Origin of the sequence: uncultured Bacteroides sp., from assembly GCF_910586915.1 — a bacterium.
Classification (GTDB): domain Bacteria; phylum Bacteroidota; class Bacteroidia; order Bacteroidales; family Bacteroidaceae; genus Bacteroides.
In genome coordinates this window covers 1-16,151 of the sequence record NZ_CAJULN010000006.1, presented here as the reverse complement: position 1 = coordinate 16,151, position 16,151 = coordinate 1, and the positions used below count along the sequence as shown (strand labels likewise).

Below are 16,151 nucleotides of genomic sequence, written 5' to 3'. Positions count from 1 at the left end.
GTTTATGCGTTATTGTATTCGATGAATATGCGGTAATTGAATGTGTCCGGCGAGCAGGCAGACAGTCTGGTGTGCAGGCTGTCTTTCATCTGTTTTTCCTGCGACGGCCCGTCCAGCTTCGTTCCCAGGACCAGATGCACTTCTTTGGTGCGTATCAGCCCTTCGGTGGGAACTGGGCTGATTTCCACCCCGTTGCGTATTTCTGTCCGCAACAAAAGCTCGCCAAGCTCTTTCTTGCAGAAGCTGGCTATGTCGTTTTGCGTCAGCACACGCCCGTGTGAAATGATCCCGTATTTGTAGATATCGATCAGCTCCCGGTTCTTGGGGGCTTGCTTCCCGCCGTAGGTGGTACTGACAAGCGCGAGTGTTTTCGGGTCCAGATAGGTGGTGGCGTATGGCGACAGCTCCACGCCGGCCTGTATTTGGTTGCCTGTCTCGCAGTGGGTGGTCCAGTATTTCACGGTGACCTGCCCTTTGCCGGACATTTGGTCAACCATCAGGTAATAGGGGGGCTCCCTGTATTCGTTCATGTTGTCGGTCGCCTGTTTCAGTTGTGCCGTCAGTTGCTCCATCTGGCCGGCGAGTGCTTGCAGCTTGACACTTGAAACGGCATGGAAGGCGTGGGTCTCGTCATCCAGCAGGTCCAGCAGATAGCCGAGCAGTTCCTTGGCGGAGCGGGAGTCAAAACGCTCGCAGCCTCCCTTGCGGATGGAATAGGTGCCGTAACTCTCCGTGGAACCGGGTACCGGATACTGGAGTTCATGATAGCTCTTTCCGTCCGAGTCCTTCACGCTGTGCACGGACAGCAGGGACTCGTAATTGCCTGTACGCAGGGGAATCACCCTGAACGTGTCTTCGAGGGAGGTGGTCTGTTCGTGCAGCAGCTTGTTTTCCACAGGCACGATGTTGATGCCCGCATGAAGCTCCTCCAGGATTTCCGGAGTGAAATGGGCGGGGAATACGATTTTCACCCACACCAACTTTTCCTGCATCTTTTCCCGCACACGCTCCCCGAAACAGGAAGACAAGGCTTTCGGCAGGGGCTCCTTGTCAACCTCATTGAGGGGGACCGGTTGCGAAACCCGCAGGAAATGCTTGTTGTAGAGCTCCATCACCTCCTTGTCTATGACGGACATCACATCATAGCTCCGGAAGAAGGCACGGGTGGATTCCTCCGGCAACCGGCTTTTCTCATAGATGCCCGGCTCCATCCGGATAGGGTTTCCACCGGCGGACCATTCCGTGCACGGAAGCAGGAACAGGTATTCATAGCTTTCGGTAAGGTTGGGGAAGTCAAGATAGAAAGAAATGTTTTCCAGGTCCGTCAGCGAGTCGTCCACCGTCAGGCCGAGCCACACCGTGCGGGCGGGCATCCTTGTTTCCGTACGGGCAATCATGGTTTTCGACAGGGTATGGTCCACCTGATAGAGTATATCGTCACACACCATGTATTTCACATCGGCTTTGTGCAACAGGGTGTCACAGGCCGGATAAAAGGAAATGCTTCCGGCGGACAGTTTCTGGGTCAGCAGGTCATTCTCATAATACATGCCCGACTCTTTCGTAATCAGGTAGCCGGGTTCGATGGGAGAGGCATGCACGACACCATGCGCGGGAAGTGCCGAGGTCAGTATGTCCGGTGTCAGAATGCGGGCGGTTTTTTCCAGCAGCCGTGTCTCGATGGCCGTGAAGTCTTCCCCCAGCATATACAGTTCGTTGGACAGCGCCTCCAGCATCAGTTTGACGACAGGGTCAAAATTTTCCGCTTTCTTGATTCCCCAGAACGCCGCCGCGTATTTCAGCATACGGTTCCTGATTTGCTCCTTGTTATATTTCTCCATACTCATACGCTTTTCATCGGGTTGAAATGGGTCCTAAATAAATCACATAGTAAAAGCAACGCTTCTCTCCGGTATGCACCAGATTGCCATAGACATATACCTGCACGCGTTTTTTTATGGTCGAAGCCTCGAACACATTGTCCTGCCGGGTGGTATCGTCGATAATGACCCGGACGTTCACATTCGTAAGACGCTTCTCGTACCGGGTGATGGCTTGGGTGATATAGTCGGAAAACTGCCCTTCCCAGCGGGTATGCGAAATGATACTCTCAAAATCAAGATAAAAAATCTCGCAGCCGAAATCCTTGTCAAAGGCGTGTTCCCCGGGAGCCGTGTCAATCAGCATCTCGATGAACTGGTCGATGGACTCTATCTCCGTACAGGACGCGAGGCGGCTGTTTTCCACATCCTCGCTGAGCAAGGCTCCAAAATCCAGAGGTAGTTTGCAAAATTTCGTTTCCATACTTGTCAGCGCCATTCGTTATTCTCAAATTCGTCGTCACTGAATTGCAATATCCTTGCGGCAAACAGGAGGGTAATGCTGCTTTTTTGGTTCATACGGTCAGCCTTACGCTGCAAACGGATGCAGTTCCCTTCCACGAAACGCAGGACGAATTCGGCTTCCTGGTCCGGTTTGTCTTTCCGGTAAACCCGCAGGTCACCGTCCTCGCATGGTTGGCTGTAGGCGCCCCATCGCAGCAGGCCGTCACCCGGCATACCAGCAAGGATACAGGTAACGAAACCGCCGTATGCCTCACCTTCCGGCAATCCGTCACGGTCGGTATTCCGTTTGAATTGCAGGTCAAATTCTTCTACCGTGTATGTCTCGTGGCATACGGACAGCTTCATCGCATAACGGTCATTCACCGTTCCGGGCTCTTTCCGTTTAAACAAGGCAGCAAACCAGTTCATAATCTCATTTCAAATTTAGGTGACACGAATCGCCGGCTTCCATTTCCCTGAAATGGATAAGCAGCGAGATACAACTCTCTTTCACGGTCGAATGCACATGGAAATCCAGACATTGGGCTCCCTTGAACCTGACTATTTCCTTCGGTGTTCCCAGCCTTCCCGAGGTGTTCATCACCTCTCCGCTTTTCAGGATGCGTGAATTGAACATCCATTCCAGCAACTCCTTCGAGGGAAATCCGGCTATGCTTACCTGCATCTGTCCCCCGGTGATCTTTCCGACCGCTTGCCCGCATGGGGTCGTCGGCTTCCGGAAGTCATACTCATAACTCAACAGGTCGTAAGCCTGCACCTCATCATGTTCCGAGGGCTCGGCGGTCCAAAGTTTGATATACGATTGTGCACTCATAATATCCGTAATCTTTTATTCGTCCTCACTCATCAGATTGGTTTGCAGCATAGTAGTCAGGGTCCGTTCCGGATTCATGCGTGATTCCACGAACAATACTGTGTCCTGACTGTCCAGATGCTTGCGCGAATAGGCTCGCAGGTAGGCTTTGAATGCTTGTACTTTCGTGCGGTATTCGTCTAAGGGAAGTGCGAAGATGTCTTGCTCTCCCAATCGCTCCAGCCCGTATTTTTCCAGTTCACTTTCCAATGCCTGTTTTTGTTCAATACCAGAAACGGCATAAATTATTATGGTTTTATATTGTTTCATCTAATATATTAATAAGAAATATTCTCTATGATTAAATAAAATGTAAAAATATATCGCAAATACAACTATCGTTAGTATTACGAATAATAAATTTTTCTTCTGCCTGCTTATCTCTCTATAAATACCTCTTTCCAATCTAGCTTTTTTTTCTGACCAAAAAAGAAATCCATTAAAGAAATAAATAGCTGAAAACAATATTAAATGAGAATAGATGTGACATAAATTTCTCATCAAACTACAACCAAATATAAAATATAAGACACTATTGATTATTGCAATAATTATATATATAATTACACTAAATAATTCAACAGCAAAACTTTTGTTTGATGCTTGATTTTTACATATTGAATCATAAATAAAAAAAATCGTATAATACCAATATTTGTACCAAATCATATTTCTCATTTTTTATTTTCCGAATATCCATGGAGCCATCATTACCCCATCTTCATTTACTTGGTTCATGTACATTTCATATAAATGTTTTGAAATGTCATCAAATAAACCTTTCCATCCATTAGGATAAAAAACATCAACAGCTGTATAAGTTGTTGAGATTATGAAACCCGGTAATGAGAAGAATCCTATAATATTAAAGATTTCATCTACAGCAACTTTTTCCCACGACGAATCATCATCAAAAAAATTTGTAGCTGTTAATATAATTCCCAATCCTCCAGAATATCTTCCCCATCTATTTAGCTTTTCAAAACTTTTCTCAACAAATTGACCGGAAATAGGTCCCCAATTATATCCTGGTAAAGCAGGTTTAAATATGTGGCCATCAGAATAATAGATAGGTCTAAAGGGGTGAATTTTCTTCGCTATAGGATTTAAACCTGTTTCAAGCGATCCTATGGCAACCCCAATACCTGTATTATAATTCCCAATATTTTTTAAAGTCTCCAACGTATTATCTAACGCACCATGAGATGGCTCACTTACATTATCAACTATTTCTTCACGATACGTTATTGTCTTAAAATAAGATTGGTTATTTTCATTGTTATGGATACCTATGCTTACACTATAAAAATCAGATGATTTATTTATTTCAACACCAACCTTGTATTTACTTGGGTCTGATGGAACTGTAATCTTATCCATGCCTATTTGAAAAGTTATAGTTCCATCACCATTATCTTTCTTTATCTTGTTGATTATATCCTCAGGAGAATAATCCATGCTCCTAAACACAGCTTGAGGAGATGTATCCCAAACTTGTTGCCTAACAGGATAATTTACCCAAGTATTCCACTGTACTCTATTATTTTCTATGTGAGGCATCTGTACAGGTAGGTAGTTAGGAAAAGTATATCCCATGCCTTTGACAAAACCGGTATAAGGAAGTCCCATGTTTTGCAAAAAAAGATACTCTTCAAATGATATTACTTGATTTGTTTTATATCGCATAATTTCTTATTTCACCCACCGATTATCAAATTCAATACCATTCACGCTTACACTTTCAGGAGACAAAATCAAGGTAGTTGACAAGCCTTGCCCCAAAGATTCAATAACCCGTTTCAAATTGACACAATACGCATTCGTAAACGCCACCTCAAATATCACCCCGGACGTACCGGTTTTGAACAGTACCGCCCCGTTCTTTTTCATCCACGGTTTCACAGCCCATCCGTAGATGTTGTTCTTCACTGTTTGCGAAAGGGTTATCATGATGCGTCCGCCACGCACTTCCCCCTCCGGCTGGTTCTTTATACCATCGACAGGCTGGTGAAAACCGATTTTGAACTGTTCCACTGTATACTCGTCACCGTCAACACTGAATATGACATTCACATTGCTGTCCACTTGCGGAAAACTAAAGAGTCCCATAACATTGTTGTTTTTAAAATACCCACTGATTTTCAAATTCCTCCGACCCGAACGTCAGCTTCTGAGCTTGCACGGTCAGCTTGGTTGCGATATAGCTCTTCCCCTGCCGGATATAGCTGATTTCCATATCCACACAGGTCGCTTTCTCAAAGAGTATCTTTTCGAGCGTGGAACCCTGGTTGTCATGGACCACGATGGCTCCGTTCTGATACTTACGGGCATCCAGCATCCACTGGATCATGTCACGGTTGGGAAGATGGGGGTAAGTCACATAGAACGTACCGCCTTTCACTTCGGTCTGGGCCTGTCCTTTGATGTCTATCCCCTGGGCGAACCCGAACTCACAGCCGATAAGCTGGTAACTGTCCTTATACATATCGACCAGTGAGGAAGCGGCAAGATTGCCGATCTTTAAGAATACTGTATATCCAAACATACTGTACTTGATTATTGGTGAATATTCCAGGTTAATTCATTCTGTTCGTCCAGACCCACCTCCAGATTTTTTCCTTTGCACAGCTCTTCATTGATGATAAGCCGCGAAATCGGTCTGCGCAGGTAGTTGCGGATAACCCCGGCAACCTGGCGGGCGCCGTATTTGGGAGTGAATCCTTTGTGGGCTAGCATTTTACGGGCATCGTCACTGATGGTGATACCGATACCTTGCTTGTCCAGCAGTTTCCTGACACTGTTGAACTGTATATCGAATATCTTCAACAGGATGTCTTCACGGATAGGAGAGAACGGGACGATTTCCGACAGACGCGCCAGGAACTCCGGACGGAAATACTGCCCCATCACCTCCATGATCTGGGTGGTAGCCGGCACATTGCCCGATTCCAACTGCTTCGTCAGCCATTCGCTGCCCACATTGGAAGTGAATAGCACGATGGAGTTGGAGAAGTCCCCTTCCTTGCCCAGACGGTCATGCAGTTTCCCTTCATCCATGATTTGCAGGAAAATATCATAGACGGACGGATGCGCTTTCTCTATCTCGTCAAAGAGGACCACCGCGTAGGGTTGCTGGCGGATTTTATTCACCAGCATACCGCCCTCCTCATAGCCCACGTATCCCGGAGGCGCCCCGTAAAGCAGGGCGGCGGAGTGCTCCTCCTTGAATTCGGACATATCAAAACGAATCATGGACTTTTCATCGTTGAACAGCGCCTCCGCCAGTGCCTTGGCAAGTTCGGTCTTGCCGGTACCGGTAGGTCCCAGCAGGAAGAAGGAGCCGATGGGCTGGCCCGGCTTGTTCATACCGCTGCGGGATTCAAGAATGGCATCGGTCAGCGTTTTCAGCGCCTGGTCTTGACCGACAACCCGACGGCGCAGGTAGTCTTCCATATTGAGCAGGCGTTCCTTCTCTTGCGATTGTATCTTGCCGATAGGAATGCCCGTCTTGCTGGCGACAACGGCGACAACCTCATAAATTCCTACCTCCTCTATGCTCTTTTCCGCAAATGACAGGATGGCGGCCAGTGCGCTCCGCAGGTAAGCCGCCAGCTCTTCATACTCCTGCAATTCATGGATATCCGCCTCATCGGAAACCACGCCCAAAAGGATGGGGCTTAATTTGTTGTGCATCAGGAAAAGCAGCGTTTTCAGCTCTTCCGCCTTTTCTTGAGGAGTTTTTTCCTCCTTTTCTATCTCGTCCAGTCGGGCAAGCAAGGCTTCCGTATCCTTCCTTCCTGTTTCATTGACCATCTTGATGGCCGAAAGTGTCATGTCCAGCAGGCCGATGGCGGAGTCGGGCAAACGGCGGTCTTTCACATACCGCTTGGCAAGGCGCACGCATTCCGCCACGGCATCGTCGCTGATTCCCACCCGGTGGTACTCCACGTATGATTGCCGGACGGAATGCAGCATCTGTATGGCGGACTTCAAATCCGGCTCATTGACCTGCACCACCTCAAAACGGCGGTTGAACGCATGGTCAGGCTCTATAATCTTACGGTATTCGTCAATGGTGGTGGCGCCGATAACGGTCAGGTCGCCGTGCGACAATTCGGGCTTCAGCACATTGCCGGCACCGGAATTGCCCTGCCGGCTGTCCAGCAGGATATGAATCTCGTCAATGAACAGGATGGCGTTGTCAATGCCGCGCAACTCTTTCACGATGTTTTTCAAACGGTCCTCTATCTCCCCCTTGTAGGTGGCGCCTGCTATGAGCGAGGCATTGTCAAGCTCAAACACACGGGCTCCCTCCAGGAACGAAGGCACCTTATGGTTGACTATGTTCCATGCAAGCCCGTACACTAGGGCTGTTTTCCCCACCCCGGCATCACCGACAATCAGCACGTTCGATTTGCTGCGGCTGCCCAGCACCTCCATGACCATGCGGTTCTCCCGGTCACGGTTGATGGTCGGGTAAAGTCTGTCTGCCGCGGTGGCGGTAAGGTCCACGCAATACTTGGCGAGAAAGGAAGTGGAAGAGGAAACGGAGCTTTGAATGAAACTCTCCGGCACGTTGCCGGAGACTCCCGCCGGTTCGTTGCCTGTATATATGGAATGGATATCTTTCTCCAGGATAGGGAAAGACCTGAGCTGGTCACTGGAAAAGGCGATGCCCGGTTTCGTCAGTGCCAGCAACACGCAGATGGGATTGATGTCAAACAGCCCCATCTGTATCCGAGCGTCGTCGGCTGCACGGAAAACGGCGTCGATCTTCTCCGACGGCTTGATTTCGGCAAACCGGGTGGATTTCGGACATTGTTCAATATGGACATCCGCCCATTCCTCCAGATACCCCAAATCCTTACCTATACTTATTATAAAATCTCTTAGCCCTACATCTTTATGAAGTAGAGCTTTCAACAAATGCGAGGGAGTGTAACACTCGTTCGCATTTTCACGAGCCACTGCAAGTGCTATGTTAAGCGCAATTTTTACAGAATCATCAAGATTAATGAAACCAACTCCTGTATCCATAATCAATAAGATTTAAAAATTGCGCAGGAGAACATTGCAAATATAAGGCAAAAAAATAAGTCCGCCACTTTTCAGGGCAGATTTTTTTATGTTAACGAACATAATTTTTGAAAAAACCAAAAAATATCGCAAAAAATTTCCCGAAAAACTTTTGTAATTTTCAGAAAGCTCCATATATTAGCCCCCGGAAATTGAAAGCCAAAGGCGGGGAGGCGCCGAACCGCCGGTAGCCGGAAATTCCGTAATCAACTTTTTTACAAACTTTAAAACTTTGAGAATATGGCATTTAAAGCGTCATTTAAGTTTTCAGACTCAAGAGAGTTTGATGTATTGAGATGGGATGTCAAGTTCAATCGCGATGTGGATCCCAAAGGCCGTCCGGCATCTGACATCTATGGTGGTAAAATCTATGTGGAGGTCGAATCTACTCCGGACACCATTGTGTTGGACAAGATGTTCAAACAGTATCAGCCCGTAAACGGAAGCATCGTCTTCAAGAAAGCGGATGAGGATGCCAAGATGAAGGAACTGGTATTTGAGAACGGTTACGTGGTGGAATACGAGGAGGCACTGAATGTGGCCAACCCCTATCCGATGACAATCAAGTTCGCCATTTCCGCACAGACAGTGAAGATGGACGAGGCTACATTTGTACAGGATTGGCCGGAAAACAACTAACGGTTGTTTTCTAATCAAAGTTTTTAAGGTGCCGGAATATACCAATTCCGGTTATTTCGGCACCAAAAAACATACCGACTGGTCGGATTGATTAATTAATTTTCATAGCAAAAGATAGTATGGGAGCAAGTTTTCTGAATTTGGTAACTACCAAGGTGACAGTGAAAGGAGAGGAACAGAAGTTCGTTTCACTGCGGCTTCATCAGCGGTTTAACCGGCATCACGCCTTTACTGTAATTGTGAATTACCTCTCGCCCGGCAATACGTTCAAGCAGACACCTGAAAAATTCATCAATTACGTCGGGGAGACTGTCAGCATCTCGTTCGCCCACAAGCAGACGGGCGAAAGTTATGACTTCGAAGGGGTTGTCACACAGGTGGAAATGGTCGGAAGCATGGGTGAGGCGGGCGGAGTGGCCATTCACGGAGCAAGCCCCACGATATTGTATGAGAACAACGGGACGCTCGACTCGTGGATGGACCAGACCCTCTCCGCCATCATAAAGGAGGCGACACAGGAATACGGGAAGGTCCCGCTGGCTTCCAATCCCAAATACTCCGCCAAAATCCCCTACATGGCGCAGTACAACGAGAGCGTCTTCGACTTTATGAACCGGCTCTCCGCCCAATACGGCGAGTGGTTCTATTACGACGGGAAAAAAGTCTATTTCGGCAAACCCGACAAGGACAACACGGAAAAAATCATGTACGATGTGGACCTGGAGGAGGTACGTCTGGTGGCAAATCTGGTGCCGGGCAAATCTGCAAGATACGATTATGTAGCGCAGGAGAACAAACAACATAATGCAGACACGCCCGCCAAACCCGATGGCATGAATGACCTCCAGTCCATTGCGCATGACTGTTCCGAAAAGGCGTATGGGGCCAAGACGACTGCCGCCGCCAATCCGCACATCGCCGACAAGGCGGGGCTGGACGGGCAGATGAAGGTCCTCAAAAATGAGTCCGGCGCCAATTTGTTGAACATAAGGGGCATAGGAAAGACATGCCGGATCCGGATAGGCGAAGTCATTGAGGTCTCTTTCCCCGGTGACATGAACCTGCCGCCTCTGGGAAAATTCCGCATCACCGAAATCACGCACGAGGTGCGCCGTGACGGGCATTATGCCAACACGTTTGCCGGGATTCCTGACGGAACGGTAAACATCCCTGTTCCCGACGCAAAACTCCCGCTGGCATTGCCCGAACTTGCGACGGTGAAGAAAAATGACGACGAAAAGGAACAGGGACGGGTAAAAGTGAGTTTCGACTGGCAGAAAAACGGGAAAACAACCAACTGGATCAGGGTGCAGAGCCCCAATGCGGGAGTAAGCGACGCCGTATCCAAAAACCGCGGATGGGTGTTTGTTCCCGAAGTCGGTGACCAGGTCATGGTGGGGTACGAACACGGCAATCCGGACCGCCCCTATGTGACCGGAGCCATGTTCCATTCCGCTTCAGGAAAGGGAGGGGACAAGAACAACAAGACCAAAAGCATTATCACGCGCAGCGGAAGCGCCATCGTTTTCGATGATGAAACGGGAAGCATTGTCATCACCGACCAGACGGGAAAACAACTGATCCTGCTGGACGGGAAGGACGCCATTACGATTATGGCGAAAAAGAGCGTAGTCATCACCAACGAGGACAAGTCCGTTATCGTAATGGACGAAAAGTCCATCGGTATGCAGGCGGAAACGATTTCCATCGAAGGAAAGAAAAACATTACATTGGTCTCGGGCAATGAAAGTATGGTATTCAGCAGCGAAAAAAACATCATCAACGGCAGCGCCACCAATATCAAACTGGAGGCGGCCAAGGAATATGACTTGAATACACAGACCGGAACCATGAAAGGCACGAACCTCACCGTGGAGGGAACGGCAAACATGACCGTAACGGGAGGCATTGTGAAAATTAATTCATAAACGGATTGGATATGGGAGCATCAGCATCTGTAATACAGGAATACTACAAGGCGGTCGATTACTGGGCGGACATAGCCGGAAAGAAAGACTGGAAACTGGCGATATGGATTGTCGGAAGGAACGATGTGGACCTGGTGGACAAGTTCCTGGAGATAGAGCGTTCCCCTGTAGGACAGTTCGATGACATATTTTTCCGTTTCGACACGCCCTACAGAGGCGATGACGACGAATATGCCGCACAGCTCTGGCAGGAGTATGCCGGATGGTTTGAGGAGCAGGCGGAAGAGAAGGATGACATGCTCAAGGCGTTGCGGCACGACGGGCTGCTCAAGACGGAGTACCGCCCCGACACGTCGGTCGAACCTACGTCGGCAAACCTGTGGAAGGAGATGTTGCGCTTCAAGGAGTGCATATCCCGTTTGGAGAATGCCTTCTTCTGCATCTATTTTCCTCCGGAACAATCCGGGGATTTTCCCCGGACGGAATGGTTCGGACAGGTACTGAAAGAGGGTGTCCCGCAGGGCATCCGTCTGACAACCATTGATTTGAAAAAGAACAGGAGTGTCGCTTTGGACGAGTCGCCGGAGGTGGTCCACATACGCCCACGCTTTGACATGGCGGCGGCATTGCATAACCGGATGGCACGGGCGGATGCCGGCAACGACTTGATTGCGCCCGAGAACCGGTTCAAACAGCAGGTGACGGCGGTCATGGACTGCACGCGGAAACAGGATTTGAAACCGCTGGAAAAGGAAATAAGGAAGCTCCTGGATATCGCCGGGGAACTGAAGGATGCGAATATTCGGATATCCGCTCTCTTCATCGCTTCCGAAGCCTGCTATGCTATCCGTGAATACAAAAGCAGCATGAAATACAGCGACAAGACCATCCGCGAGGCGGAAAAGGCGATGAAGGATGGCGAGGCGGCGGGATACAGCTACTGGAAGATGGCTGTTTCCATGAAGGCGGCAATCCTGACGGCCGAAAAAAAACGCGAAGAGGCGGTGGCTTTATACGAGGGGATAGCCGGGAAAGCTGTCGAACGGAAGGACCCCTATTATGTCATGGAGGGTTACCGGATGTGCGGCTTCCTGCGGTACGAGGAGGGAAAGCTGGAACAGGCGTTCGAATATTTCCTGCTGGCATTGGCGGGAGGAAGCTATCTTTCCGAAGACATCAGACGGAGCTCCACCTTCACCTACGCGGCACACCTGGCGCTCCATACGGGCAGGCAGGTGCGTGCGCCGATTGACATCGAGGTGCTGGAACGCCAGCTTCACGAATGGCTGGGCGAGGACTGGAAGGAACTGGTGGAGAACCCCTCCATGCGGCAGGCAAAAGCCAGAAGAAAAGGAGGTATTTTCAACTGAAAGAGAATTTAATCAACATATAGTTTAAACTTAAATATCGAATTTATGGATCTTGGAAATTACGGAATCGGCGGAAACGAAGTGAAGATTGACGCCTCCGAAGGCATTGCGGAAATTCCACAAAACCGGACATTATTGGTGGAGCAGTTGACTAAAGACGAACCGGTGGCTCCCGAAGTGATCACGGGGCTGACCAATATCGACCAGGTCTTCGCGCATTTCTTACCGGAGATAGATATTGAGTTCACCGATGCGGAAGGTGCTCCCGTGGAGGAAAACTTCCGTTTTCACAATGTGGGGGACTTTTCTGTCAAGAAAATGACGGAGCAAAGTCATTTCCTGTCAGGCCTGAATACGGAAAAGCAGTTCGCTGACAGAATGGAGAAGTCGTTGCGCTCCAACAAGGTGCTGCAACGGGTATTGGAGAATCCGGCGACACGCGAGGCATTCGTTAATTCGCTTTCTGCCATGCTGGACGATTTAAAGAAAAACGAGAAGTCTAACCCTGCAAATGAATGACAACAGCTATGAGTGAACAGAACACACACAGGGAGGCAGCCGTACAACAACAGGCTGCGGCACAGCCCAGAAACCTGAACGCGGAGCTACAGGTCCTGGCTAAGTTTGGTGGTTTCAATGTCCTGGAGTCCTCTGTGGACGGCATACAGAACCTGAACCCGGAGCGCAAGGCGCGCCGTAACATTTTCCTTACAGACCCCGAACGGGCGCCTGAGCGCAAGGAGCTGGAGAAACGGCTCGAAATGTGGGTGGACATGCTGCAAGGCAACAAGTCCATCAGCGAAATGATTGAACTGTGCCAGAAGAAATCGGCGGCCGTTTCCGATCTGCTTTCCCAAAACCAGCTGAAGGCGGTGGAAGAGGTGAAACAATTGGAGAAGTCATACCGTACGGTCATGCTTTTCTACAAGAATACGGATTCCGACAAGATTAAGAACATTTCCATCGTCAATGCTTCCATGGAGCAGCTCACCGACCTGGACAACTCTTTCTTCATCGATGCCATTGCGGACGAGCTGCGTGCCAACTACGACCGTCTGGACCTGCGCACCAACTATTCCTTGCTGGTCATCCCCGGCTACCTGGGTTCCAACAAGGTGATTGAGAAATGGGCGAAGATAGCGCATGACAACAAGGTGATGATTTATACCGACTTCGCCGACCTTGAAAAGCCGGACGATGTCATCGAAATGTTCTTCGACTCCAACCTGTCGGGAGGCGATGTGTACAAGTCCAACGTATGTATGGCCTGCAACTACCTGGTCGGACGTGGACGTTATGCCGAACTGGGCGAAACGGAGGACTTGCTGATTCCGCCTTCCGCGGCACTGGCGGGCAGCGTGTACAAGACGGTGATGGCACAGGTCACCGCCGGCAAGAAATACGGTTCCATGAGTGAGGTGGACGGAGTGGCTTTCAACCTGAAGAAGAGCGAGATTTCCGAACTGGAGAAGATTGGTCTGATTCCCATGGTGAAGGAATACGGCAAGGTGATGGCGTTTTCGGCCAAGACATTGTTCAACGGCGATAACCTGGGCTTGCAGACCTATTCGGTGGTACGCGTGTTCGATTGGGTGACCAAGGTATTGATGGACTTCCTCAACCGGCGCGCTTTCGAGAACTGGAACAGCAAGGCAGAGAGGGATTTGCGTGGACAAATCAGCAAGTTCCTGGACAGCATTCAGGGTCCCGGACGCCTGATTGAAAAATTCAAGATTCTCCGCTTCGAGCGTGACCCGAAACAGAAAGACCGCATTTTCCTCGACATTCACCTGACTCCTTACTTCCCGGCAAAGAGTTTTGTCATCAAGCTGGAAGGCACCAAGGGGGATGACGAGAATGACTGGAACAGCGATTATGCACAGGATGCATAGGCAATCCCTTTTCTGAAACAGCCGGAGAACTCCGGTTAACCTCTCCGGCTGTTTCCTTTCTTTACTTTTCTAAACCGTTCTCACTATGTCAGATGTGTTGAAAAATATAGCTGATGCCGTTGACAACAACAGCACCAGACGGGGATTCTCCGACCTTTTCGCCGACTCAAAGGCTGCCCTGGACAAGCTCCAGGCGGGACTGGGCGGACTGCTCCCATCCATGCCGGGCATGCCCGTAGCCAAGTTCGGCGACCTTGCCATAGGGATAGACATGCACCCTACGGTCACACCGCCGTCACCCGTCATGCCCGTGCCGCATGTGGGGAAAGTATATGACCTCATGGCGGACATCATGGCAGGCATCGCCGCCGCCATGCCGCCCGTCACCGAAGGGGTGGCGGGAGTGGCGTGCAGCATTCTCAAGGGGATGGCGCCCACGGTGAAGGTGCATAACCAGTGGATTGCGCAAGCGGGCATAGGCATCGTGCACCTGCCCGCATTCGTCCTGCACCCGGCACCGCTGGTCAGCGGCATGTCCGAGTCGGAGATGTGGATGGGCAGCGCGACCGTGCTGGCGGACGGTGCCCCCTGCTCCACGCTGACACATCCGGCGCTCTCCTGCAACCTGGTCGGCATCCCGACCATTCCCCGCAAGGGAAAGCCCAAGAAAGTGAGCAAGGCGTTGCTGGCACCCACATCCATGCTCTCCACCATCACCTCCGTAGGCAAGCCGGTGCTCGTGGGCGGGCCGCCCACCATCGACATGTTCGCGCTGGCAATGAAGTTCGGACTCAAGGGGCTGGGAAAAATGTGGAAGAAACTGGGCGACAAGTTCCAGGACTTGATTGACAGACTGAGAAAGAAAGGAAAGAACCGGCTGGCGGACATTCTCCAGCCCATCAAATGCAAGACATTCGGTGAGCCGGTCGATGCGGCAACAGGCAGGGTGTACCACACCAACGTGGATTTCGAGCTGCCCGGCCCCATCCCCATCGTTTGGGAACGCACCTATTACAGCGATGCCGCCGTGGACGGCCCGTTGGGCTACAACTGGCACCACAGTTACAACCTGGGCATCCGGCGGCTGGAAGAAGAGGCTTTCCTCTTCCGCCATGCCGACGGACGGGAGTCCTTCCTGCCCGTGCTGGAACTGGGGGATTCCTATTTTGACCGCAAGGAACAATTGCTCTGGACGCTTGACGGGCAGGGTTATCTGCTGACCGACATCCGGGGACTTCAATACAGGTTCGACGGACCGGAGAACCGCTTCGGCTACCGCATGGTGTCGGGCATATCCACCAAAGACGGGTTCCGCATCCGTTTCGAATACGCTTCGGCTGGAAAACTGGCGGGAATCGTATCTTCTCGGGGGGAGCGCCTGAAAGTGGAAACCGACGAACTGGGACGGGTATGCTGTGTGTCCATGAAGCAGGACGGTGAGGAAACCAGGCTTGTCCGCTATCGTTATGACGACCGGGGCGACATGGTGGAGACCACCGACGCGCTGGATGTCAGCAAGCATTTCGTCTATACCGACGGGCATCTGCTGGTACAGCTGACCAATCAGGGAGGCATGTCCTTCCATTGGGAATACGAGGGCAAAGGTGAGAACGCCCGTTGTGTGCATACATGGGGGGACGGCGGCGTCATGGAGTACTTCATCCGTTACGGCAAAGGCTACACCCATATCCGTAACGGGGAGGGTGCCGAAACCGAATACCATTACGGGGAGGACAAGCTCATCTACAAGATAGTGGATGCCAATGGGGGAATCACACGCCAGCAGTACAACGGATACCAGGAACTGGAGGTCACGGTCAACCCCGAAGGCTATACCCGCAAGACTTCCTACAACGAGTCCGGCCAACCCGTCCGGATAACGGACGAGAACGGCGAGGATACGTTCCTGAGCTACGACGGAAACCGCAACCTCGTCCTGCTCTGTACGCCGGGAGGGAAACAGCTCTCCTGGGATTACGACGGGATGGACCGTGTCGTCAGCCGCACCACGATTAGCGGGGAGACTGTGAAATACACTTACGAGGGAG

General features: G+C 50.5%; 15 protein-coding genes. 6 read left to right on the top strand and 9 right to left on the bottom strand.

Annotated elements, in window-relative coordinates:
* Positions 1-2: 2 nt before the first annotated feature.
* The 9 genes from QZ331_RS03925 to QZ331_RS03885 all read right to left on the bottom strand — a co-directional run bounded on the left by QZ331_RS03925 (position 3) and on the right by QZ331_RS03885 (position 8,235).
* Positions 3-1,847 (bottom strand): type VI secretion system baseplate subunit TssF, encoded by a 1,845-nt coding sequence (locus QZ331_RS03925; RefSeq protein WP_151878298.1) that lies wholly within the window; start codon positions 1,845-1,847, stop codon positions 3-5.
* A gap of 7 nt (positions 1,848-1,854) precedes the next feature.
* Positions 1,855-2,319, bottom strand: coding sequence for a GPW/gp25 family protein (locus QZ331_RS03920; protein WP_054349518.1), 465 nt, complete (start codon positions 2,317-2,319; stop codon positions 1,855-1,857).
* On the bottom strand, positions 2,310-2,753 hold the full coding sequence (tssD, locus tag QZ331_RS03915) for a type VI secretion system tube protein TssD (RefSeq protein WP_151878299.1): 444 nt from the start codon (positions 2,751-2,753) through the stop codon (positions 2,310-2,312). Before tssD (QZ331_RS03915) ends, QZ331_RS03920 begins: the two co-directional genes overlap by 10 nt.
* A gap of 4 nt (positions 2,754-2,757) precedes the next feature.
* Positions 2,758-3,159, bottom strand: coding sequence for a type VI secretion system tube protein TssD (tssD, locus tag QZ331_RS03910; protein WP_151878300.1), 402 nt, complete (start codon positions 3,157-3,159; stop codon positions 2,758-2,760).
* A 15-nt stretch (positions 3,160-3,174) separates the two neighbouring features.
* The gene (locus QZ331_RS03905) at positions 3,175-3,468 is read right to left on the bottom strand and encodes a hypothetical protein (protein ID WP_138272039.1); all 294 of its coding nucleotides are present in this window, start codon (positions 3,466-3,468) and stop codon (positions 3,175-3,177) included.
* A 411-nt stretch (positions 3,469-3,879) separates the two neighbouring features.
* Entirely contained in the window at positions 3,880-4,884 is a 1,005-nt protein-coding gene (locus QZ331_RS03900) for a hypothetical protein (protein ID WP_138272038.1), read from the bottom strand.
* Positions 4,885-4,890: 6 nt separating this feature from the next.
* Entirely contained in the window at positions 4,891-5,307 is a 417-nt protein-coding gene (tssD, locus tag QZ331_RS03895; RefSeq protein ID WP_151878301.1) for a type VI secretion system tube protein TssD, read from the bottom strand.
* A 13-nt stretch (positions 5,308-5,320) separates the two neighbouring features.
* Complete coding sequence (gene tssD / locus QZ331_RS03890) at positions 5,321-5,743, bottom strand: type VI secretion system tube protein TssD (protein WP_016271573.1); 423 nt, start codon at positions 5,741-5,743, stop codon at positions 5,321-5,323.
* 11 nt (positions 5,744-5,754) lie between these two features.
* On the bottom strand, positions 5,755-8,235 hold the full coding sequence (locus tag QZ331_RS03885) for an ATP-dependent Clp protease ATP-binding subunit (RefSeq protein ID WP_294628257.1): 2,481 nt from the start codon (positions 8,233-8,235) through the stop codon (positions 5,755-5,757).
* Between the two features lie 279 nt (positions 8,236-8,514).
* Between QZ331_RS03885 and tssD (QZ331_RS03880) the strand changes: the two genes are divergently transcribed.
* The 6 genes from tssD (QZ331_RS03880) to QZ331_RS03855 form a co-directional block, all read left to right on the top strand.
* Positions 8,515-8,913 carry a type VI secretion system tube protein TssD gene (tssD, locus tag QZ331_RS03880; RefSeq protein ID WP_005682899.1) on the top strand — a complete coding sequence of 133 codons (399 nt, stop codon included), beginning with the start codon at positions 8,515-8,517 and terminating at the stop codon, positions 8,911-8,913.
* 119 nt (positions 8,914-9,032) lie between these two features.
* A complete protein-coding gene (locus QZ331_RS03875) occupies positions 9,033-10,841 on the top strand; it encodes a phage baseplate assembly protein V (protein ID WP_151878303.1) in 1,809 nt (602 codons plus the stop codon).
* An 11-nt stretch (positions 10,842-10,852) separates the two neighbouring features.
* Complete coding sequence (locus tag QZ331_RS03870; RefSeq protein ID WP_151878304.1) at positions 10,853-12,211, top strand: hypothetical protein; 1,359 nt, start codon at positions 10,853-10,855, stop codon at positions 12,209-12,211.
* A 45-nt stretch (positions 12,212-12,256) separates the two neighbouring features.
* Positions 12,257-12,730, top strand: a complete 474-nt coding sequence (locus QZ331_RS03865) for a hypothetical protein (protein WP_005682896.1) — start codon at positions 12,257-12,259, stop codon at positions 12,728-12,730.
* 8 nt (positions 12,731-12,738) lie between these two features.
* Positions 12,739-14,103 (top strand): DUF5458 family protein, encoded by a 1,365-nt coding sequence (locus QZ331_RS03860; protein ID WP_151878305.1) that lies wholly within the window; start codon positions 12,739-12,741, stop codon positions 14,101-14,103.
* An 85-nt stretch (positions 14,104-14,188) separates the two neighbouring features.
* Positions 14,189-16,151 (top strand): DUF6531 domain-containing protein (locus QZ331_RS03855; protein ID WP_294628252.1); only part of this gene is annotated, 1,963 nt, incomplete at its 3' end.